At 40.1% G+C, this 23,066-nt stretch carries 21 protein-coding genes; 19 read left to right on the forward strand and 2 right to left on the reverse strand.

All coding sequences use genetic code 11. The features are described 5' to 3' along the window. Positions 1–163: 163 nt before the first annotated feature. Entirely contained in the window at positions 164–904 is a 741-nt protein-coding gene (locus MR181_RS07455; protein WP_277956502.1) for an amino acid ABC transporter ATP-binding protein, read from the reverse strand. Next, the gene (locus MR181_RS07460; protein ID WP_098044601.1) at positions 894–2,399 is read right to left on the reverse strand and encodes an ABC transporter substrate-binding protein/permease; all 1,506 of its coding nucleotides are present in this window, start codon (positions 2,397–2,399) and stop codon (positions 894–896) included. Before MR181_RS07460 ends, MR181_RS07455 begins: the two co-directional genes overlap by 11 nt. A gap of 311 nt (positions 2,400–2,710) precedes the next feature. On the opposite strand from MR181_RS07460, the gene rpsU reads away from it, so the two are divergent. The 19 genes from rpsU to MR181_RS07555 all read left to right on the forward strand — a co-directional run bounded on the left by rpsU (position 2,711) and on the right by MR181_RS07555 (position 23,064). Next, positions 2,711–2,899: a 30S ribosomal protein S21 gene (rpsU, locus tag MR181_RS07465; protein ID WP_003716981.1), complete on the forward strand. Its 189-nt coding sequence runs from the start codon at positions 2,711–2,713 to the stop codon at positions 2,897–2,899. A gap of 75 nt (positions 2,900–2,974) precedes the next feature. After that, the gene (locus MR181_RS07470) at positions 2,975–3,421 is read left to right on the forward strand and encodes a GatB/YqeY domain-containing protein (protein ID WP_242336631.1); all 447 of its coding nucleotides are present in this window, start codon (positions 2,975–2,977) and stop codon (positions 3,419–3,421) included. A 21-nt stretch (positions 3,422–3,442) separates the two neighbouring features. Then, complete coding sequence (bsh, locus tag MR181_RS07475) at positions 3,443–4,420, forward strand: choloylglycine hydrolase (protein WP_242336634.1); 978 nt, start codon at positions 3,443–3,445, stop codon at positions 4,418–4,420. 199 nt (positions 4,421–4,619) lie between these two features. Continuing rightward, positions 4,620–5,870 (forward strand): argininosuccinate synthase, encoded by a 1,251-nt coding sequence (locus MR181_RS07480; protein ID WP_242336637.1) that lies wholly within the window; start codon positions 4,620–4,622, stop codon positions 5,868–5,870. After that, the gene (gene argH / locus MR181_RS07485) at positions 5,860–7,245 is read left to right on the forward strand and encodes an argininosuccinate lyase (RefSeq protein ID WP_242336640.1); all 1,386 of its coding nucleotides are present in this window, start codon (positions 5,860–5,862) and stop codon (positions 7,243–7,245) included. The genes MR181_RS07480 and argH overlap by 11 nt, the downstream gene beginning before the upstream one ends. Before the next feature lie 127 nt (positions 7,246–7,372). Continuing rightward, positions 7,373–8,407, forward strand: coding sequence for a PhoH family protein (locus MR181_RS07490; protein ID WP_242336643.1), 1,035 nt, complete (start codon positions 7,373–7,375; stop codon positions 8,405–8,407). Between the two features lie 3 nt (positions 8,408–8,410). Beyond that, positions 8,411–8,890: an rRNA maturation RNase YbeY gene (ybeY, locus tag MR181_RS07495; RefSeq protein ID WP_242336646.1), complete on the forward strand. Its 480-nt coding sequence runs from the start codon at positions 8,411–8,413 to the stop codon at positions 8,888–8,890. Then, a complete protein-coding gene (locus tag MR181_RS07500) occupies positions 8,874–9,272 on the forward strand; it encodes a diacylglycerol kinase family protein (RefSeq protein ID WP_191911239.1) in 399 nt (132 codons plus the stop codon). Before ybeY ends, MR181_RS07500 begins: the two co-directional genes overlap by 17 nt. 16 nt (positions 9,273–9,288) lie before the next feature. Continuing rightward, complete coding sequence (gene era / locus MR181_RS07505) at positions 9,289–10,194, forward strand: GTPase Era (RefSeq protein WP_242336649.1); 906 nt, start codon at positions 9,289–9,291, stop codon at positions 10,192–10,194. Between the two features lie 18 nt (positions 10,195–10,212). Then, complete coding sequence (gene recO, locus MR181_RS07510; RefSeq protein WP_242336652.1) at positions 10,213–10,983, forward strand: DNA repair protein RecO; 771 nt, start codon at positions 10,213–10,215, stop codon at positions 10,981–10,983. A 287-nt stretch (positions 10,984–11,270) separates the two neighbouring features. Beyond that, complete coding sequence (gene glyQ, locus MR181_RS07515) at positions 11,271–12,266, forward strand: glycine--tRNA ligase subunit alpha (protein WP_102168668.1); 996 nt, start codon at positions 11,271–11,273, stop codon at positions 12,264–12,266. A gap of 1 nt (position 12,267) precedes the next feature. Further along, positions 12,268–14,343 carry a glycine--tRNA ligase subunit beta gene (glyS, locus tag MR181_RS07520; protein ID WP_242336655.1) on the forward strand — a complete coding sequence of 692 codons (2,076 nt, stop codon included), beginning with the start codon at positions 12,268–12,270 and terminating at the stop codon, positions 14,341–14,343. 138 nt (positions 14,344–14,481) lie between these two features. Continuing rightward, complete coding sequence (gene dnaG / locus MR181_RS07525) at positions 14,482–16,371, forward strand: DNA primase (RefSeq protein ID WP_242336659.1); 1,890 nt, start codon at positions 14,482–14,484, stop codon at positions 16,369–16,371. 1 nt (position 16,372) lies between these two features. Then, on the forward strand, positions 16,373–17,515 hold the full coding sequence (gene rpoD, locus MR181_RS07530) for an RNA polymerase sigma factor RpoD (RefSeq protein ID WP_191911245.1): 1,143 nt from the start codon (positions 16,373–16,375) through the stop codon (positions 17,513–17,515). 298 nt (positions 17,516–17,813) lie between these two features. After that, entirely contained in the window at positions 17,814–19,001 is a 1,188-nt protein-coding gene (locus MR181_RS07535) for an aminotransferase class I/II-fold pyridoxal phosphate-dependent enzyme (RefSeq protein ID WP_191911246.1), read from the forward strand. A 126-nt stretch (positions 19,002–19,127) separates the two neighbouring features. Beyond that, entirely contained in the window at positions 19,128–19,823 is a 696-nt protein-coding gene (locus tag MR181_RS07540) for a tRNA (adenine(22)-N(1))-methyltransferase (protein ID WP_242336662.1), read from the forward strand. Continuing rightward, complete coding sequence (locus tag MR181_RS07545; RefSeq protein ID WP_242336665.1) at positions 19,823–20,662, forward strand: Nif3-like dinuclear metal center hexameric protein; 840 nt, start codon at positions 19,823–19,825, stop codon at positions 20,660–20,662. Before MR181_RS07540 ends, MR181_RS07545 begins: the two co-directional genes overlap by 1 nt. 2 nt (positions 20,663–20,664) lie before the next feature. Beyond that, positions 20,665–21,909 carry a peptidase T gene (gene pepT / locus MR181_RS07550; protein ID WP_242336668.1) on the forward strand — a complete coding sequence of 415 codons (1,245 nt, stop codon included), beginning with the start codon at positions 20,665–20,667 and terminating at the stop codon, positions 21,907–21,909. A 240-nt stretch (positions 21,910–22,149) separates the two neighbouring features. Then, complete coding sequence (locus tag MR181_RS07555) at positions 22,150–23,064, forward strand: metal ABC transporter solute-binding protein (RefSeq protein ID WP_242336671.1); 915 nt, start codon at positions 22,150–22,152, stop codon at positions 23,062–23,064. Positions 23,065–23,066 lie beyond the last annotated feature (2 nt).

Raw genomic sequence — 23,066 nt, forward strand, 5'->3', positions numbered from 1 at the left:
ACGAGGACAGCAGTTGTCCTTTTTGTGTACAAAAAAACTGGCATTGATTTTTTATCAATACCAGAAAGTGTATACCCTTAAAAATGGACAGAGAAAACGGTTTGTTTTTTCTGTCCATTTTTAATTTTACTGGATATTATCAATGCTTATTATAGATCCTTAATTACTTTAGAATCTTCTTTAAGAACTCCTTTGCCCGGTCACTTGTTGGATGGGCAAAAAATTCATCTGGCTTACCAGTTTCCTGAATATAACCATCGGCCATAAACCAGATTTGATCTGCTACCTCATGAGCAAATCCCATTTCATGAGTAACAACTACCATTGTCATTCCAGAATCAGCGAGATCATGCATTACAGTTAACACTTCATCAACCATTTCTGGATCAAGGGCACTTGTTGGTTCATCAAAGAGCATTACTTCGGGATCCATCGCTAAAGCACGAGCAATTGCTACCCGTTGCTTTTGCCCACCAGATAGCTGGTCAGGATATTGCTTTGCCTTTTCTGCTAGACCGACCTTCTCCAAAAGTTTCATTCCAGTTTCTTCGGCCTGCTTCTCGGGGATGTTTTTAACCTTCATTGGTGCTAGTTTAATGTTTTCAATCACGTTCATATTTGGGAAGAGGTTAAATCCTTGGAAAACCATTCCCATCTTTTCCCGTAACTGATTAAGTTGCTTATCGTTGATCTTAGTTAAGTCTTTTCCCTCAAAGAATACCTTGCCGCTAGTTGGCTGTTCGAGACAGTTCAGGCAACGAAGGAAGGTACTTTTACCAGCACCAGAGGGACCAATGACACAGATAACCTGACCCTTATCGACATGTTCAGTGATATCTTTAAGGACAGTGTTATTCTTAAACTTTTTTTGCAAATTTTGAATTTCAATCATTTTAGTGGACATGTTTCATTCTCCCTTCAAAGTAAAGTAGAATTCTGGAAAGTGTAAACGTTAAGATGAAGTAAATCATCATAGTAATGAATAGTGGGAGAACTCCTTTGTAGGTTGCTGACTGAACTAATTGTGTTTGGAACATTAATTCAGTTACACCAATAACGGAAACTAGTGAACTATCCTTTAACAAGGTAATTAATTCATTTCCTAAAGCAGGCCAAATATTCTTAAGCGCTTGCGGCATGATTACATAACGGAAAGCCTTGTTTTTATCCATTCCTAAGCTCCGAGCTGCTTCAGTTTGACCAAGTGGAATTGACTGAATTCCAGAACGAATGATTTCAGCAACGTAGGCTCCAGAATTTAACGAAACGGCAATAATCCCGGCAAGCAAGGCGGGGAGGGATTGGATAATTGCACCAATACCAAAGTAAACAAACATGATTTGAACCATCATTGGTGTTCCCCGGAGGAATTCAATATAGCAAACCGCAATTGTATGCAGAAGCTTGTTCTTTGAAAGACGCATGAGAGCGAAGAGGGTTCCTAAAATGAAGCCGAAGAATACTGAGACGATAGTAATAATTAGTGTGTATTCGAGCCCCTTTGCAAAGTAACGCCAGTAACTAAGAACAGTATTTTGCTTTTTGTAGCTCTTCATATATTGGGCTGACTCTGGAATCCATTTCTTATTAATTAAGTCTTCGTCGTTGACTTTTTTGATCGTTTGGTTAGCGGCATTTACGAGGGAGGTGTCACCCTTTGGAAAGGCGAGGGCGATTCCGCCAGCAGTAACCGGTAACTTTGAGTTAAAAGCGTAGAGGTTAGAATTATTAGATGCGTATGCCTTTGCAGTCGCCGCATCCATTAAAATACCGTCATATTTATGGGACTGTAAACCAATTACCAATGAAGAAAGCTTTGCTAATCCTTTACCATTAGCCTGTGGCATGTCCTTAGAAATCATTGTTGATTGTAAGGTCCCGTTTTGGGCACCAACAGTCTTACCATTAAAACTTTTGGCATTAACCAGCTTATCCTTGTCACTCTTATTGATTAGGAAGTAGCTGTCACCGGTATAGTAGACATCAGAAAAGTCAACACTCTTTTTCCGCTCATTGGTGATGTTCATTGCCCCAGCAATGCAGTCAATTTTTCCGGTTTCTAGAGCAACTAAAAGTGAATCAAAGTCCATATTTTTAATTACTAGTTTAACCCCAATATCTTTAGCAAATTGCTTCATGAGCGATACTTCAAAGCCAACATACTTTGTTTTGCCATGTTCCTTGGTCGTAAATTCATATGGCGGATAATCGGCACTTGTCCCGACAACGAGTGTTCCTTTTTGTTTAATCTTTTGCAGTGAATCATTTTCAGCTACCTGTGAAGTATTCGTAGCTGAACTTGAACTGCTGCTTTCATCGGCGGCTAATGCTGATACTGGTGCGCACAGTATTGGGAACGCGATGATTATTAGCATTAACCAATGTTTGAAACATTTCATAATCAATAACTCCTTCAATTTCTTAAAATAAATACATTGGTATGTAATATACGACTATATGATTAAATATGCAATAGTTATTTAAAAAATAGCGTATTTTATTCAATAATTTCGAATAATTCAAATAAAAATGAATAAAATCGCTTTCAATGCAGAGATCAGATTAATATTATAGTAAGAAAATTTATCCTAAATATTTAGGAAGTAATATTGACACCCAGAATCTAATTGGTTACAATTGCTTTTGTAGTGAAAGAACGGGGTTATACCGTTCTAATACGTAACTTTAAGCTCGGAGGGAGGGAATCAACATGTCAAAAACAGTCGTTCGTAAGAATGAATCTTTGGATGACGCTCTTCGACGCTTTAAACGTACAGTTTCACGCAACGGAACTTTGCAAGAATACCGTAAACGTGAATTTTACGAAAAGCCAAGTGTAAAACGTAAGTTGAAATCTGAAGCGGCACGGAAGCGTAAGAACAAGCGCCGTCGTTATTAATTTTTTAACTCCTACCTCTCCATGTCAGGTGGGAGTTTTTTCATTTTAATTTTAGTCAAAGGAGCGAGCAGGATAATGAGTTTATTAAATGATCTAACTGCAGATATGGTTTCTGCTATGAAAAACCGTGATAAGGAAACATTGGCAACGGTCCGGATGTTGAAGGCTGCTGTTCAAAATGAACAGATTGAGCAAGGCCATGATTTAACTCCAGATGAAGAAGTTGCGGTAATGGCTCGTGAATATAAACAACGAAAAGAATCACTTGAGGAATTTGAACAAGCAGGACGTCAAGATCTGGTTGACAAAACTAAGGCGGAAATGAAAGTTGTCGAAAAATATATGCCACAACAACTTTCTGCTGCTGATGTTAAGAAGATTGTTGATGAAACAATTAAGGCAGTTAATGCTTCTAGCATGAAGGATTTTGGTAAGGTTATGGGTGCTGTGATGCCTAAGGTTAAGGGACAAGCTGATGGTAAATTAGTTAACCAAACCGTTAAGGAAGAATTGAATAAGTAGCTTTATATTAGGATAAGAATTATGTGTACATCGATTATTTATACAGCTGGTGACAGCTATTTCGGTCGGAATCTTGATTTGGAAATTTCTTTTGGCCAGGAAGTAGTTGTGACACCACGAAATTATCCATTTAAATTCCGCAAAGGACCATCGCTAGATCAGCACTATGCAATTACCGGGATGGCATTGGTTGAGGATGGTTATCCATTGTATTTTGACGGAGCAAATGAAAAAGGATTGGGAATGGCTGGTTTAAACTTTGACGGACCTTGCCATTATTTTCCGGAAGATCCAGCAAAGAATAACGTAACACCATTCGAATTTATCCCTTACATTTTAGGTCAATGTAAAACGGTTGCTGAGGCACGTAAACTACTTAGTAATTTGAACTTGGTTAAGATTGATTTCTCCGCAAAGCTCCACTTGTCACCACTTCACTGGCTTATTGCCGATAAGTCCGGTGAGGCAATTGTGGTTGAATCAACAATAAAGGGGTTAAAAGTTTACGATAATCCTGTCGGTGTTTTGACTAATAATCCCGAATTTCCTAAACAACTATTAAACTTGAGCAACTATCAAAGTGTTTCGCCGGATTATCCAAAGAACACTTTGGTTCCTGAAGTTAAGCTCAATACGTATAGCCGTGGATTTGGCTCTCACTTTTTACCGGGTGGGATGGATTCAGGAAGTCGCTTTGTTAAAGAAGTCTTTACCAAAGCGCATGCTCCTAAGGGAAAATCAGAAATAGAAAATATTACTAATTATTTTCATAATCTGCATGCGGTTGAACAACAAAAGGGGCTCGATCAAGTAGCTCCTGGACAATTTGAATATACAATTTATTCTGACGGTATTAATCTAACTACGGGAACCTTTTACTATTCAACATATGGTAATAACCAAATTAATGCGGTCAAATTGGAAAAGGATCGGTTAGATCAAACTGAGTTAATGGAATACCCACTTCAGAATGAACAAGTGATTAATTTCCAAAATTAAATAATTAAGCAGAATTCCCTTCATTTAGGTTAGCAATTAGGCTCAGCCAGCTAAAATGAAGGGAATTTTTTATTTGCTAATATACATAGTAAATTATTATTTTTGAATAAAAATTGCTAATAAGTGATTTTTACTTGCTTTAAATTAATATCGATTGTATATTTATTATCAATTTCTAAAATGGATGGAGGATATACAGATGACAAAAGAAAAAATTGTATTAGCTTATTCCGGTGGTTTAGACACTTCGGTTGCAATTGCGTGGTTAAAAAATAAAGGATATGACGTAATTGCATGTTGTATTGATGTTGGTGAAGGAAAAGATCTTGAAGCAATTAAAGAAAAGGGAAAGCAAGTTGGTGCATGGAAGTCAGTAGTAATTGATGCTAAACATGACTTTGCTGAACAATTTGTTTTGCCAGCGCTTCAAGCACACGCAATGTATGAGCAAAAGTACCCACTTGTTTCTGCACTATCCCGTCCATTAATCGTTCAAAAACTGGTGGCTGTTGCCCGTGAATATGGCGCCACCGCAATTGCTCATGGTTGTACTGGTAAGGGGAACGATCAAGTTCGTTTTGAAGCCGGTATTCATGCTCTTGCTCCAGAAATGAAGATCGAGGATCCAATTCGTGATTGGCATTGGTCACGGGAAGAGGAGATCCAATACGCCAAGGATAATAATATTCCGGTTCCAATTACTAAGGCTAGCCCATATTCAATTGATGAAAATCTCTGGGGTCGGGCAAATGAATGTGGAATTCTTGAAGATCCATGGGCTGCTGCACCAGCTGATGCGTACGACCGAACAGTAGCGATTGAGGATGCTCCTGATACCCCGACAACAATCGAGATTAGTTTTGAAGAAGGAGTTCCAACAGCTATTGATGGTGAGAAGTTGCCGCTTGATGAATTGATTATGAAATTAGATCACCTTGCTGGTAGTCATGGAATTGGTCGAATTGATCACGTTGAAAACCGGTTGGTCGGGATTAAGTCACGGGAAATCTATGAATGTCCGGCAGCAACTGTATTACTGGCCGCTCATAAAGATTTGGAAGACCTAACCTTAGAGCGTGAACTAGCCCACTTTAAGCCAATTGTTGAACAAAAAATGAGTGAGATTATTTATAACGGCCTTTGGTACTCACCGTTAATGAAGTCGCTAGTTGCTTTTATTGACCAGGCACAAGCAGTTGTCAATGGTGTTGTTCGGGTAAAGCTATTTAAGGGGAACGTAATCTGTGAAGGACGGAAGTCGCCTAACTCGCTTTATGATAAGAATCTAGCTACATATACTTCAGCAGATGAATTCGACCAAGAAGCAGCTACTGGGTTTATCAAGCTATGGGAACTTCCTGATAAGGTCTATGCCCAAGTTCAGCAAAAAGCATTGGCAACAAAGCAAGATCAAATTGATAATAAAGGTGTGACTGCTGATGTCAATTAAGCGAATGTGGGGTGGCCGGTTTGAAGAAGCCGGTGATGACTTTATTAACAATTTTGGTGCGTCAATTGGATTTGATCAGGAGATGGCCGAGGAAGATATTCATGGTTCACTGGCTCATGTAAAGATGTTAAAAGCAACTAATATTCTCTCAGAAAATGACGCTGATCAAATTATTGCTGGTTTAGAAAAGCTTGAACAGAAGTTACACCAAGGCAAGCTAACGTTTTCAGTTGATAATGAAGATATCCATATGAATATTGAAGCATTACTAACTGAAGAGATCGGTCCTGTAGCGGGGAAACTCCATACTGGGCGGAGCCGAAATGATCAAGTGGCAACAGATTTACATTTATACGTTAATGAACGCTTGCCATTAGTTATTCAGGCTTTACGCAGTTTGCAACGGGTTTTAGTTGCCAAGGCCGAAGAAAATGTGGAGACAATTATGCCCGGTTATACGCACATGCAACATGCCCAACCAATTTCTTATGGACATTACTTGATGGCATATTTTCAAATGTTTCAGCGGGACATTGAACGGTTTGAATTTAATAAACAGCATACAAGTATTTCACCACTAGGAGCTGCCGCTTTAGCAGGGACAACTTTCCCAATTGATCGTGAACTAAGCTCTCAATTATTAGGCTTTAACCAGCCGTATGCTAATTCGTTAGATGCAGTTTCGGATCGTGACTTTGTCTTAGAATTCTTGAGTAATGCTAGTATTCTTATGATGCATCTGTCTCGCTTGTGTGAAGAGATTATTTATTGGTGTAGCTACGAATTTAACTATATTGAGTTAGCGGATGAATATTCGACTGGGAGCTCAATTATGCCCCAAAAGAAGAACCCTGATATGGCTGAATTGATTCGGGGAAAGAGCGGTCGTGTTTATGGTGATCTGGTTGGTCTCTTGACGACAATGAAGAGCTTGCCATTAGCGTACAATAAAGATATGCAAGAGGATAAGGAAGGCATTTTTGATGCCGTTAAAACAATTCTCCCTTCAACTAAAATTATGACTGGAATGGTAAAAACGCTACATGTCCATAAGGCACGGATGGAACATGCAACTCATAATGATTTTTCTAACGCTACTGAGCTTGCTGACTACTTAGCAACTAAGGGCATTCCGTTCCGTCAGGCGCACGAAATTGTTGGGGAGTTAGTTCTTCAAGGATTAAAGACGGGGACGAACCTAAGCGACATTCCGTTAAACAAATACCAGGAAATTAATTCAAAAATTCAGGAGGATGTTTATGAATGCCTGAAACCCAAAGTGGCTGTAAAACGTCGACAGTCGCTTGGAGGAACAAGCTTTACCCAAGTACATGAACAAATTAAGCAGGCTAAAGAACTTCTTGCTGATCATTAGCCATTGTTTGCTTAAAGGAATAAAATAGCCAAAGAATGATTTTAACGATGAGTCATCCTTTGGCTTTTTTTGTTATGATATAATGTGCTAAGGATCTACTTATATTAACTAAGAGGAGCTATTTTAATTGGTAGAAAATAACGAAGAAATTGAGCAAACATTTCAAATCAGTAGTCCAGAATCCGAGGTTGCTTTATTAGGGATTCAAGATAAATTCGTCTCCTTGTATGAACAAGGAATGAATGTTACCGTTAACCCCTTTGGCGACAATTTAAAGATCAAGGGATTACCTGAGGATGTTAAATTAACTGCAGATGTTTTCCATGCTTTACTGAATTTAAGCAAACAGGGGATTCACCTTCATAGTACGGATATTGTTAGTGCAATGAAGATGGCCCATCGAGGAACGCTAGATTACTTTGCCGATCTTTATAGTGAAACAATTATTCGGGATCGTCGTGGGCGTTCCATTCGAGTGAAAAATTTTGGTCAACGCCAGTACGTTAACGCTATTAAACACAACGATATTACTTTTGGGATTGGCCCAGCTGGTACCGGGAAAACTTACTTAGCCGTAGCAATGGCGGTGGCTGCACTTAAGCGTGGCGAAGTTGAACGGATCATTTTGACCCGGCCAGCGGTTGAAGCGGGCGAAAGTCTTGGTTTCCTCCCGGGGGACCTTCAGGAAAAGATCGATCCATACTTGCGGCCAATTTATGATGCACTGAATGATATTTTTGGCGCGGATCATACTCAACGCTTAATGGAACGGGGGGTAATTGAGATTGCACCGCTGGCTTATATGCGTGGCCGAACTTTGGATGGCGCTTTTGTTATTCTTGATGAAGCACAAAATACCACTAATGCACAAATGAAGATGTTCTTAACCCGACTGGGATTTGGTTCAAAAATGGTAGTCAATGGTGATATTTCCCAAATTGATTTACCACATGGCACCCGGAGCGGCTTGGTAAGCGCAAAACGAATTTTGAAGGACATTAAGTCAATTAAATTTGTTCAATTTACGGCAGAAGACGTTGTTCGCCATCCCGTTGTCGCCCGGATTATCAATGCTTACGAAACCAATGCAACAAAACGGTTAATTAAGCGGGATGAGGAAACGGAAGCGGCAACGAAGAAGAAGGCCGAGGAAAAGGATTAACTTATGGAATTAGAAATATTTGATCATACTTCAGAAAAGGTTAGTACAGCCCATATTGAATTAATAAAAAAGCTACTTGATTTTGCGGGAAATAAATTAAAGTTAGCGGATGATACTGAAATTTCAGTAACCTTAGTCAATAACCCTGAAATCCGGGAATTAAATTCTCAATATCGGCACGTTGACCGGGCAACTGATGTATTGAGTTTTGCTGCTGAGGAATCTGGTGATGAAACACCGATTATTTTGGAACCTGAATTAGCAGCTGAATTACCGGTAAATCTTGGCGATCTCTTTATTTCAATTGATAAGGTTGCCGAGCAAGCTAAGTTTCTCGGTCACTCGTTTGACCGAGAACTGGGTTTTCTTGTTGTCCATGGCTTCCTTCATTTAAATGGTTATGATCATGAACAGCCGGAGGACGAAAAGAAAATGTTTACATTACAACGGGAGATATTGGATCAGTATGGTCTCGAAAGATAATCGGCAAACAGAGAAAAATCATCACTTGATTCAGGCAATGGGACACGCAATGGACGGTATTTTTGATGTGATTTCACAAGAGCGAAATATGCGTTATCATCTTGCAGCCGCGATCGTAGTTATTATTTTTGGCTTCCTGTTGCGGGTTGATCGGTTGGAATGGTTGTGGCTTCTTCTTGCGATCCTAGTTGTCTTTTCGGCTGAATTTTTGAATACGGTTACTGAAGCCGTAACAGATTTACTTGGTGAGCATCACTACGATGTTAATGTTAAGAAGGCGAAGGATGTCGCTGCAGGTGGCGTGTTAATTACTGCAGTATTTGCTGTTTTAGTGGGACTAATTATCTTTTTACCAAGGATAATAAAGTTACTAGGTTATTAGAAAGGAAGAAGAAAGAATGGATAATCCAAATTATAAGTCCGGCTTTGTTGCTTTGATTGGACGACCGAATGTTGGTAAATCAACGTTTTTGAATTATGTGGTTGGTCAAAAAGTTGCGATTATGAGTAATGTTGCCCAGACAACCCGGAATAAGATCCAGGGAATTTATACTACTGATGATGCTCAAATAGTGTTCATTGATACTCCCGGAGTTCATAAACCACAAACAAAACTGGGTGACTTTATGGAAAAGTCCACTTTGTCAGCTCTTGATGAAGTAGATGCCGTATTGTATCTGGTTTCAGCTACTGAGGATCGTGGTCCAGGGGATGACTTTATTATTAACCGGTTAAAAAACGTTAAGCAGCCAATCTTCTTGGTAATTAACAAGATCGATCAGGTTAATCCAAATGACTTGCCAGAAATAACTGCGCAATATAAAGATGCGTTGCCATTTGCCGGAATTTACCCAATCTCAGCCCTTCAGGGAAATAATGTTAACCCACTAATTAATAAGCTAATCGAAACGCTTCCTAATGGTCCGCAATATTACCCTGGCGATCAAATTAGTGATCACCCCGAGCGGTTTGTAATTGCGGAAATGATTCGGGAAAAGGTCTTTGAATTAACTCGCCAGGAAGTCCCTCATTCAGTGGCAATTGACGTGACCTCTGTTAAACGTGAAGATGATGAGCATGTTCACATCTCTGCCAATATTATTGTTGAACGCCCCGGACAAAAGGGGATTATTATTGGTAAAAAGGGACAAATGCTGAAGAAGATCGGTACCAAGGCCCGACAAGATATTGAACATCTTTTGGGTGATAAGGTTTTCCTTCAATTATGGGTAAAGGTTGTTCCAGATTGGCGAGATAAATCAGCAATGCTTAAAGACTATGGTTACCGTAATAAAGATTATTAATTGAAGGGATGAGCCCCAATGAGTCGGATTACCACTGATTTTAGGGGAATAGTAATGTTTCGCCGTGATTACCGTGAGCGGGATCTCCTAGTAAAAATCTTAACTGATAAAATTGGCCCGGCAATGTTCTTTGTTAAGGGAGCAAAAAAGCGCGGTTTTCGGTTGGCTGCAGATATTTTGCCCTTTACTCATGGTGAATATATTGGTTCATTAACTGATAACGGCTTAAGTTTTATTAACACTGCAAGTGATACTAGTCAGTATCGCTCCATTGCCACTGATATTAGTAAAAATGCATATGCGACATACATATTAGCGTTAGTCGACAGTGCATTTCAGGACGGTCAGGGAATTGGCGGCTGGTTTAACCAGGTTGCTGCAGCTCTTGAACTAATCAACAGCGGCCTTGATGAACAGGTAATTGCAAATGTGATTGAAACACAATTACTTGTTCGCTTTGGGGTTGCCCCAACCTGGGATCATTGTGTTGTTTGTGGCCGTGATGATTTGCCACTGGATTTTTCTGAGCAGTACGGTGGAATGCTTTGTCGAAATCATTGGCATCTTGACGAGCGACGGTTGCACCTCGATCAACGGACGGTTTATTATTTGCAGCGGTTTTCAACCCTAAACCTTCAAAAACTCAATTCCATTAAGATTAATCCCGCAACAAAACGACGATTACAATTCGTGCTGGACTCGTTGTATGACAATGAAGTCGGCTTGAATTTAAAAAGTAAACAATTTATTCGTCAAATGGGGCAATGGGAAGAGAAATTAAAAAAATAGTGATTTAGTAATTGACATTTAGAAAATGTTTATCTATCATAAGTCACGTATAAAAATATATTTACAGCAACGACAAAGAAAAAGCTAATGACGGTTAATGTGGAGCGACAGAGGGAGAGTGCAAGCCTTTGAGTTAGCCTATTAGTGGGGCACTTTAGCAGCTGTATTAACTGAGCTGTTTTGTAGTAATACAAAAAAGCAGGGTGGAACCGCGAAATTAATTCGTCCCTGTAGAAATTAGTCGCAGACTAGTTTCTACAGGGACTTTTTTGAAAGGAAGAGTCGATATGTCTGATAAGTTAAGTGTTCAAGATATTATATTTACACTTGAAAAGTACTGGGCAAAACAAGGTTGCATGTTAATGCAGGCTTATGATAATGAAAAAGGTGCCGGAACAATGAGTCCATACACCTTTTTACGAGCAATTGGTCCTGAACCATGGAATGCTGCTTACGTTGAACCATCACGACGGCCTGCTGATGGTCGTTATGGTGAAAACCCTAACCGCTTGTACCAACACCATCAATTCCAAGTAATCATGAAGCCGTCTCCTGATAACATTCAAGAACTTTACTTAGGGAGCTTACGTGAATTAGGAATCGATCCACTTGAGCACGATATTCGCTTTGTTGAAGATAACTGGGAAAATCCTTCAATGGGGTGTGCTGGTGTTGGTTGGGAAATTTGGCTTGATGGGATGGAAGTTACCCAATTTACCTATTTCCAAGTAGTTGGTGAATTACCAATGAATCCAGTGGCGGCCGAAGTTACTTATGGCCTTGAACGATTAGCTGAATATATTCAAAATGTTGATTCTGTTTACGACCTCGAATGGGCAGACGGGGTTCTCTATGGCGATATCTTTAAGGAACCAGAATACGAGCATTCAAAGTATGCCTTTGAAGAGAGCAACCAGGATATGTTGCTAGCAGAGTTCAATAATTATGAGACTGAGGCAAAGCGCCTAATTAAGCTTGGTTTGGTTCATCCTGCATATGATTATGTTCTTAAATGCAGCCATACTTTTAACTTATTAGATGCTCGTGGTGCAGTTTCCGTTACGGAACGTGCCGGTTACCTTCACCGGATTCGGATCATGGCTAAGTCAATTGCTAAGGCCTTTGTTGAAGAACGACGTAAACGGGGCTTCCCACTTATCCATGATGAAAAGCTTCGGCAAAAGACCTTAGACGAGTACACAAAGAAAGCAGAAAAGGCTAAGCAGCGGGCTGCAAAGCAAGCTGCTAAAAAAGCAAAGCAAGCTCAAAAGGGGGACAAGTAACATGGCTAACTCATACTTATTAGAAGTCGGTGTTGAAGAAATGCCTGCCCATGTGGTAACGCCAAGTATTAAGCAGCTCCATGAACGGGTAGCTAATTATCTTAAGGAACAACGGATTTCCTTTGACGAGATCCAGGAATTCGCAACCCCACGGCGGCTATCATTGTTAATTCATGAACTAAGCGACAAGCAACCGGATGTTGATGAATCCGTAAAGGGTCCCGCAAAGAAGATTGCTCAAGATGCAGACGGCAATTGGACTAAGGCCGCAATCGGCTTTACTCGTGGACAAGGTGCATCAGTAGACGATATTGAGTTTAAAGAAGTTAAGGGTGTTGAATATGTCTTTGTTGAAAAGCATATCAGTGGTAAGCCAGTAGCTGAAGTCCTTCAAGGACTACCAGACGTAATTACTTCAATGAACTTCCCAACCTTGATGAAGTGGGGATACAATAACCTGCAGTTTATCCGACCAATTCGCTGGTTGGTTTCTCTTTTGAACGATCAAGTAGTTCCATTTAAGATTCTTGATGTTGAAGCGGGACGGACTACTCGTGGTCACCGCTTCCTTGGCCATGAGGTTGAACTAAACCAAGCAACTGATTACGAAAAGGCCTTGCATGATGATTTTGTGATTGCTGATCAGACAAAGCGTAAGCAGTTAATTGAGGAACAAATTGATAAGATTGTTTCTGCTAATGATTGGGTAATTGATAAGGATCCGGATTTACTAGAAGAAGTTAATAACTTAGTTGAATGGCCAACCGCTTTTGCTGGCTCATTTGACAAAAAGTACCTGGTTCTTCCAGATGCTGTTTTAATTACTTCAATGAAGGATAACCAACGGTTCTTCTATCTTCGTGATCACGAGGGGAATCTCTTACCAAACTTTATTGCAGTTCGTAACGGTAATACCGATTACCTAGAAAACGTGATTAAGGGGAACGAACGGGTCTTGGTACCTCGTTTGGAAGATGCAAAATTCTTCTATGAAGAGGACCAAAAGATTAGTATTGATGAATACGTTGAACGATTAAAGCGGGTTAGTTTCCACGATAAGATCAGTTCGATGTACGATAAGATGCAACGGGTTGCCGTAATTGCAGCAGTTCTTGGTAACCGATTGAACTTTAGTGATGAAGAATTAGCTGATCTTGATCGGGCGGCACATATTTATAAGTTTGATTTAACAACTCAAATGGTTGGTGAATTTGCTGAATTGCAAGGTGTAATGGGTGAAATCTATGCTAAGCTCTTTGGTGAAAAGCCGGCTGTTGCTCAAGCAATTCGGGAACATTACATGCCGGTTTCAGCTGAAGGGGATCTACCTGAGAGTAAGGTTGGCGCTGCTTTAGCAATTGCTGATAAGCTTGATAGTATTATGAGCTTCTTTGCTGTTGACATGATTCCAAGCGGCTCCAATGATCCATATGCATTACGCCGTCAAGCGTTCGGGATTGTGCGGATTATTGCTGACCGGAATTGGCATTTGCCACTATTGAATATCCAACCGGAAATCATTAAGGGCTTTAATGAAGCTGGGCTTGATGTCGATATTGATATTAGTAAGAATGCGGCCCAGGTTCGCTCCTTCTTTATGGATCGAATTCACCAGTTATTGAGTGGTCAACACATGAAACATGATGTGATTGATACTGTTACTGATACTCAATCTGATGATATTGAAAACGTTCTGGACGCTGCAAAGACAATCAAAGCCCATCATGATGATGAAAACTTCAAGGGTGTTGTTGAAGCATTAACTCGGGTATTACGGATTGCTAAAAAGGGGAATGATGACTCTTCTGTAAAGGTTGACCCAGGTTTATTCCAAAATCCATCAGAACAGAAACTTTATGATGCCGTTAATGACTTAGTTGATAAGAATGCACAGAGGACGGTTGATGATAACTTTGCTGCTCTGCGGTCATTAGCACCGATTATTAGTGAATACTTCGATGAAAACATGATCATGGATAAGGATGAAAGCGTAAAGAATAATCGTTTGACTCAGCTAGGAATTCTTGCTCGGCAAACGTACTTAATTGGTAACTTGGATAAACTAATTGTTAAATAAGCCTTTTTGATTGTATTATTGATGACTTGTGGTATCATATATATTAGTTAATTTTGGCTAAATAGTTATGGAGGTCGCATTCCGCAGGGGTTGCGGCCTTTCGTAGCTGTTCTAGTATCAGTGGGGGGGTGTCAGCTAGTGGCAAGAATACCATCAGAGGTCATCGATCGAATTCGTAATTCCGTAGATATTAGTGATGTAATTGGTCACTATGTGCAATTGCACCAATCAGGAAAGGGATTTGTTGGCCTTTGTCCATTTCATGAGGAGCAGACTCCTTCTTTTTCCGTTAATGAACAGAAACAATTTTTTTACTGTTTCGGTTGTGGCCGTGGCGGAAACGTGTTCCAATTTTTAATGGAATTAAAACACATTCCATTTACCGAAGCCGTTGCCGAAGTCGCCCAACTGGCGAATGTCGATCTACCTTCACAATACCTCAATAATGGTGAGCAAAATACCCGTCAAGAGAATAATACCCCTAATGGTAAGTTGATGGTAATGCATGAAGAGACTGCAAAACTATATCATCATATCCTAATGAACACTCCTGCCGGTGCTCAAGCATTAAAGTATTTGAAAGGGCGGGGGATGACCGATGAACTAATTAATGACTTTAATCTCGGCTTTGCCCCGGAACAACGAATTTTGAAGCCTTTTTTGGAGCAAAAGATCAATGATTACCAGTTGTTACGTAAATCAGGTCTTTTTGTAGAAGATAATAATGGTGGTCTTCATGACCGGTTTGTCGACCGGGTAATGTACCCACTTCGTAATCAGAATGGTCGTGTGATCGGTTTTTCTGGGCGAGTAATTGGGAAGGTGCCCGCAGAAACGCCTAAGTATTTAAATAGTCCTGAAACACCAATTTTTAATAAGCGGCGAACCCTCTTTAATTTTGATATTGCTCGCAAGGAGGCCCGAGGAACATCAAAAATATACCTGTTTGAAGGGTTTATGGATGTTATTTCTGCTTATAGTGCTGGTGTTAAGAATGGTGTTGCCTCGATGGGGACGAGTCTGACTGAAGAACAGGTTGGCATTCTCGGTCGGGCAGTTAGACAAGTCGATATCTGCTATGATGGTGATTCTGCTGGTCAGAATGCGATTGATCGCGCAGTGACGCTTTTTCGCGATCACCAGCCACAAGGAATGCAATTGCGTGTCGTTCAATTACCAGCAGGAATCGATCCAGATGAATATGTTCAACAAAACGGTGCTGATAAGTTTGCTAAGTATTTAGTTGATCAAGAGGAAACGCCAGTTGATTTTTATTTACGTTTTTATCGGTTAAATAAGAATCTTAACAACCAAACCGAGTTAATTTCGTACTTAGAACAATCCTTAAAACTGCTAGCCACTCTTTCATCGTCACTGGAACAAGACATGTACCTTACGCAGCTTGCTAAGGAGTTTGATCTTGATAAGGCGACGTTAAAAAGTCAATTACAAGATATTAGTCGGCAATTAGGGAGAAGAAATCGCCACTCGCAACCAGCAGCGTTACCGCAAAATGATGGGAGCCCCGCGGCAATTTCGGTGGTACCGTCTAGCTCGCCAGCACCACAACGGAATCCAATTAAGCGCACTGAATTAGCAGAGCAATTACTACTAAGGTACATGTTCCATGATCAGGAAGTCTGGGATCATGTAGCGGCAATAAATGATTTTCACTTTGCACATGAACGCTATCAAACGTTATACTTATTAGCGGAGAGTTATTTTTCTGAGCATGGAGAGTATTCAGCTGCCGGGCTAATGGATTACCTGAAAGAAGATAGCTTGCGTTCAACTCTTGGTCAAATTGAGCAGCTAAACGTTGATGATGTAGTTAATATGCAACTTATTGATGATTGTGTTCAATTGATTCAGGAGCAAATTCCCCTGTCACAAAAGATCAAAGAATTGCAATCGCAGATTAGAGAGGCTGGTTCATTGAATAACAGTGAATTAGCAACCCAGTTAACAATGAAGTTAATAAAACTTTTAAAGAAGCAACAAGAATTAAAAGCGGAGGAGACCAATTAATATGGCAAAAAGTAAAAAGAAAGAAATCGTCATTTCAAATAGTGATAACTTCGATCAAAAAAAGTACGATACCGCTGTTGGTAAGTTAATTCGTACTTACAAGAAGCGCAAACACATTAAGTATGATGAGCTGACCGAACTTGTTGCTAAACCATTTGAACTGAATGCTGATGGAATTGACAACTTACTCCAAAACGTTGAAGATTCAGGAATTAGTGTTGTTGATGAAAATGGTGATCCTGATCCGCGGGCATTAAAAGCTACCGAAAAGCTGTCCCAAAAAGCGATGAAGGATACCTCTGCTCCCACTGGGGTAAAGATTAATGACCCAGTACGGATGTACCTGAAGGAAATCGGTCGGGTAAACCTGTTAAGTGCTGACGAAGAAGTTGCCCTTGCTCTCCGGATTGAGCAAGGTGATGAAGAAGCAAAGCAAGAACTTGCTGAAGCCAACTTGCGGTTAGTTGTTTCCATTGCTAAGCGGTATGTTGGGCGAGGAATGCAGTTCCTTGATTTGATCCAGGAAGGTAACATGGGGTTAATGAAGGCCGTTGAAAAGTTTGATTACCGGCGTGGCTTTAAGTTCTCAACCTATGCTACTTGGTGGATTCGTCAAGCGATTACCCGGGCCATCGCTGATCAAGCTCGGACTATTCGGATCCCAGTTCATATGGTAGAAACAATCAATAAATTGATCCGGATCCAGCGTCAACTACTTCAGGATTTGGGACGGGAACCACTTCCAGAAGAAATTGGTGCTGAAATGGATATGCCGACTGAAAAGGTAAGAAATATTCTTAAGATTGCCCAAGAACCGGTTTCCCTTGAAACACCAATTGGTGAAGAGGATGACTCACACTTGGGAGACTTTATTGAGGATCAGGATGCAACTAGTCCAGCCGATCATGCTGCTTATGAAATGATGAAGAAGCAGCTGGAAAATGTTCTTGATACATTAACCGATCGGGAAGAAAATGTTCTTCGGCTTCGCTTTGGTCTTGACGATGGTCGTACTAGGACACTTGAAGAAGTTGGAAAAGTCTTTGGTGTTACCCGTGAACGGATTCGGCAAATTGAAGCAAAGGCCTTGCGGAAGTTGCGCCACCCATCTCGTTCAAAGCAATTAAAGGATTTCCTTGAGTAAATTAAGTAAGATTGATAGATAAACGATAGAGCGCGTGTGAGAGAAGATTTTCTCACCGCGCTCTATTAAGTTCTAGTTACCAGGAAATCGTACCAAGACTTATCAATGATAATTAAGACTTTATTTTATTAATTGTTTTTCATCAAATACCTATTAAATTAAATAATTCTAAGAAAAAGATTAAAAGGTGCTTGACTTGGGCATATGTTCCACAGTACACTTAAATTGTTTAAGTTTTAAGGATTTAAACTTAATTATATTTATAATGTTCAATTGTTAACAAGGAGGAACCATTATAATGCCAAAGTTGTCATCAGACTTAACAGGTACTATTAACCATAAATTAGCTGCAACATCGCCTTCTGGAATCCGGGCATTTGATCGCTCAGTTTCTAATATTCCCGGAATCATTAAGTTAACTCTTGGTGAACCGGATATGAATACCCCTGAACATGTTAAGCAAGCTGCAATTAAGAGTATTCAAGATAATGATTCCCACTATGCACCACAAATGGGGAAACCAGAATTGCTTGAAGCAATCTCTAAGTATGTTGAACGGACTCGTGGCGTTAAATACGATCCTGAAAGTGAAATTGTGGTAACCGTTGGTGCAACAGAAGCATTAGCATCAACTCTTTTTGCTTTATTAAATACTGGTGATAAGGTAATTATCCCAACACCAGTATTTGCACTTTACTTCCCATTAGTAGCAATGACCGGTGCTACCCCAATTCAAGTCGACACTTCAGCAGACGGCTTTGTGCTGACTCCCGAAAGACTTGAAGAAGTATTGCAAAAGGAAGGCCATGGTGCGCGGGCGGTTCTTCTAAACTACCCAAGTAACCCTACTGGTCGTGAATATCCTCAGGAAACTTTGGCGGGGTTAGCTAAGGTAATGACAAAGCATCACTTGTACGCGATTGCGGATGAAATATATAGTGATCTTGTTTACGGGGTTAAACATTATTCGTTAACTTCAATGATCCCGGAACGAACAATTTTTATTTCAGGGCTATCGAAGTCACATGCAATGACTGGTTATCGTCTAGGATATGTGGCTGGTCCTCAAGAGATTATGAGCAGCATTGGTAAAATGCACGCCTTCTTGGTAACAACTGTTACTGATAATGTTCAGGCAGCAGCCGTTGAGGCACTTAATAATGGTCAGGAAGATCCAGTTGAATTCCGTAAGACCTATGAAAAGCGTCGTGACTTTGTGACTGCAGGACTACGTGATCTTGGCTTTGAAATGTCAACGCCAGAAGGAGCATTCTATATCTTTGCTAAGATTCCAGAATCATTTGGTAAGGACGATGTTAAGTTTGCTACTGAATTAGCTCATCAAGCAAAGGTCGGCGTTACTCCCGGGAGTGCATTTGGTGCTGGGGGCGAAGGCTATGTTCGTCTTTCATATGCTTCCTCTGATGAGGATCTTCATGAAGCCCTTAATCGGATTGGTAAGTTTGTAAAAGAATTGAATAATTAATAATTAGGATGAAATTTAATGGGGAGGACATTGGTAAAGTCAATTTTGGCTTTATTGTTGTCCTCCTCTTTGGTTAAACATTTGCTATACTTAATATATAAAGAAATGTTGAGAGGAAATGGTATAGTGGATGCACAAAATTTATCCCAGCGTTTAACAACTGTTGCTAAATTTGTCCCTCAAGGCGCACGAGTAGCCGATATTGGGTCAGATCATGGCTACTTGCCAGCAGCATTAGCACTGCAAGGTCAGATTGAATACGCAGTTGCTGGTGAAGTTGTAAGGGGGCCTTATGAAAATGCAGTTAGTGAGATTAAGAAGTTAGATTTAGCAAAGATTATCCAAGCACGACTAGCTGATGGGCTAGCAGCAATTAAAGATAGTGATCGAATCGATACAATTACAATTGCTGGGATGGGCGGGGCATTAATTACCCAAATTCTTGATGCTCATCCAGAAAAATTAATAGGGGTAACTCGATTAATTTTACAGCCGAATGTTGGTGAGGCCCGTTTAAGAGAATGGTTAATGAACCATCAATTTCAAATTATGGCTGAAAGAATGGTCGCTGAAGATGGTCATATTTATGAAGTAATTGTTGCTGAGCCGTCAATTGTTCCGTTTCGTTATAGTAAGTATGAGTTAACTTTTGGACCGTTTTTGCTTGAACAGCGTTCTCCCGTATTTACCCAAAAGTGGCAAAATGAATTGCAGCGGCAAGAGAATGTTCTCCAGCAGATCAAACGTGCCAGTCAACCACCAGTTGCTAAAATTAAGCAACAGGAGGAATACATTGATTTGATAAGGGAGGTCCTTAATTAATGACGACAGGAAATGAATTAATTCAGCGCTTTGAGCAATTTGCGAGTCCGCAGCTTGCAGAAAGTTGGGATAATCCCGGATTACAATTAGGCAATCCTGATCGACCGATTAACCGGTTGATGACAACTCTTGATGTTCGACCAGCAGTTGTTCAAGAAGCAATTAAGCAAGATGTCGATTTTATTTTTGCGCATCACCCGGTAATGTTTCATCCAGCAAAAAATCTGGATACCCGAATTCCGCAGAATGAAATGTATGCGCAGCTACTTAATCATGGAATTACGGTGTATGCTGCTCATACTAATTTAGATACGGCTAATGGGGGGATGAATGATTGGCTAGCAGCTAGATTACGGTTAACTAATCTGGAACCGCTTGTTGAAGCCGGCATTGATCCTGTATCTGGACAACCAGTTGGGATGGGAAGAATTGGAACGTTAAATGGTTCGATGAATGCAAGAGAATTTGCTCAATACTGTATGCGAATTTTCAATGTTAATGGGCTACGGTGGTTAGCTGCATCAGCGGATCTGGATAAGCCGATTCGCCGGGTCGCGGTTCTTGGTGGTGCTGGCCAAGACTTCTGGCAAACCGCGGTGAAAAAGGGTGCAGATGCTTATGTTACGGGAGATGTTACCTATCATTTTGGTCATGATATGGTTGCTAACCATTTAATGGTAGTTGATCCCGGTCATCATATTGAAGCAATTTGTGAGTCGTGCTTGGCTGATTTGTTTGAACAGTGGAAGAAGGAAAATAATTGGAATTTTACCATTATTCGTAATAAGTTGAATACCGATCCATTTAATTTTATGGTTAATAATGAAGGGAAGAATTAACAATGACAGAAGAAAAATATGAAGGTTTATTACCACGCTTCTTACAGTATGTAAAAACAGAAACCCGTTCTAATCCTGATTCAGATACTGTTCCTTCTGACCCTAAGGAAACAGCATTCTTAAATGAATTAGCAGCAGAATTAAAAGATTTAGGGTTGAGTAATGTTCATATTAATCCGCAGTGTTCATACGTCTATGCTACGATTCCAAGTAACTTAGACCATGACGTTCCAACAATCGGCTATATCTCACACGTTGATACAGCTGATTTTAATGCCCATAACGTTAACCCGCAAATTGTTGAAGACTATGATGGACAGAGTGACATTCAACTTGATGAGGATGGTAACTATGTTTTATCAACTACAGAATTTCCTAATTTGAAGAATTACCAGGGGGATACGTTAATTACTACTGACGGTTCAACTTTATTGGGTGCCGATGATAAGTCAGGAGTCGCCGAAATTGTGACAATGGCAGCTTATTACATGAAGCATCCAGAAGTTAAGCATGGTGAAATCAAGATTGGCCTTGGCCCTGATGAAGAAATTGGTACGGGTGCTGACCACTTTGACGTTGATGATTTTGGCGCTGACTTTGCTTATACTGTTGATGGTGGTCCATTAGGCGAATTAGAGTATGAAACCTTTAACGCTGCCCAAGTAGAAATTGAAATTTCTGGGAAGGATGTTCATACCGGAGTTGCTAAGGGAACAATGGTTAATGCCATCCAGGTTGCAATCGATCTCCACAATAGTTTGCCAGCGCATGAACGGGCTGAAAGAACAGAGGGTCGTGAAGGGTTCTTCCACCTCTATAAATTTGACGGCAGCGTTGATCATGCACGCATGGTTTACCTTATCCGTGATCATGATCGAGAAACTTTTGAAGAACGGAAGCATTTATTAGAACGGATCGTTGATGGTTTGAATACTGAGTTAGGCAGTAAGCGAATCAATATGAACTTATACGATCAGTACTATAACCTCAAGGATGCTTTAAAGGAGAAGATGGAGTCAGTTGAAATTGCCAAAAAGGCGATGGTAGACTTGGATATTAAGCCAGTAATCTATCCAGTTCGTGGTGGTACTGATGGTTCAACTATTTCTTATAAGGGCTTGCCAACACCAAACCTGTTTGCTGGTGGGGAAAATATGCACAGTCGTTTCGAATATGTTTCCCTGCAAACAATGGAAAAGGCACTAGATGTTCTTCTTAAGATTAATGAATTAAATAGTTTGAACTAATGAATATTCGTTGAAAATTAAAATGACGGCTAACACATTAACATAAATAATGGGCTTCAGTAATCGGTAAAACTGAAGTGTAGACATTTTATTAAATCTTAATTAATGGATTGATTCCGATATTCAACCGGAGTCAATCCTTTTTTAATAATTATTCAGTTTAACCTTGCATTTAAACGAATAGTTCGGTAAGATATCAATTGTTCTTAATAGTAATTATTACTCTTAAAGGGAGAAACAATGAAGAGATATTTTATTGGTGTGGGGTGTCTAGTTAGTCTATTACTAGTCGTTTTAGTCTTATCTTGTATCCCGTTTAAAACGCACAATGTTGATAAAAAGCCAATCCAAGTGGTTACTAGTCTTAATTTTTATGGGGAAGCAGCTCAGCAGGTTGCCGGAAAGTACGGTAAGGTAACATCAATCATTGATAATGCCTCTATTGATCCTCATGACTACCAGCCGGGAACTGCTCAGGCAAAGCAAGTAGGAACTGCCAATGTGGTGGTCGAGAATGGCTTAGGTTATGATGAGTGGTTGAACAAGGTTGTTAAATCTAGTAGTCATCGTCAGGCCCGAAAAGTGATTAATGTTGGTCAATTAATGGGGAAACATTCAGGTGATAATGAGCATCTATGGTATGAACCAGCAACGATGAAAAGATTAGCCAAACAATTAGCTAATCAATATAGTAAACTTGATCCAGCTCACCGTGATTACTATCAGAGAAATGCCCAAAAGTATATCGATTCTTTGAAGCCATTAGATCAAGAAATCGCGAAAATTAAGGCAAACGTTAATCCGGGAAATAATAAGGTTGCGGTTAGTGAGCCGGTCTTTGATTATTCATTAGCTGCGCTTGGTTATCAGATAGTGGATCAGCATTTTGAAAAAGCGATTGAAGATGGTAATGATCCATCGCCACACGATATTCAACAATTACAATCTGCAATAAAGAACCATGAGATCGCTTTTTTTGTTGAGAATTCTCAAACTAGTGATCATGTTGTTAATGGATTAGTAAAGTTAGCCCGTGAAAACCATGTTCCGGTGCTTAAGGTAACGGAGACTAAACCAAATGGTGCGAAAAATTATCAGGAGTGGATGCTTTCACAGTACCGGAATCTTTCACGAATTCAGCAGGGAGAAAAGTAAAA

Origin of the sequence: Limosilactobacillus urinaemulieris (assembly GCF_932750685.1) — a bacterium.
Lineage (GTDB): Bacteria > Bacillota > Bacilli > Lactobacillales > Lactobacillaceae > Limosilactobacillus > Limosilactobacillus urinaemulieris.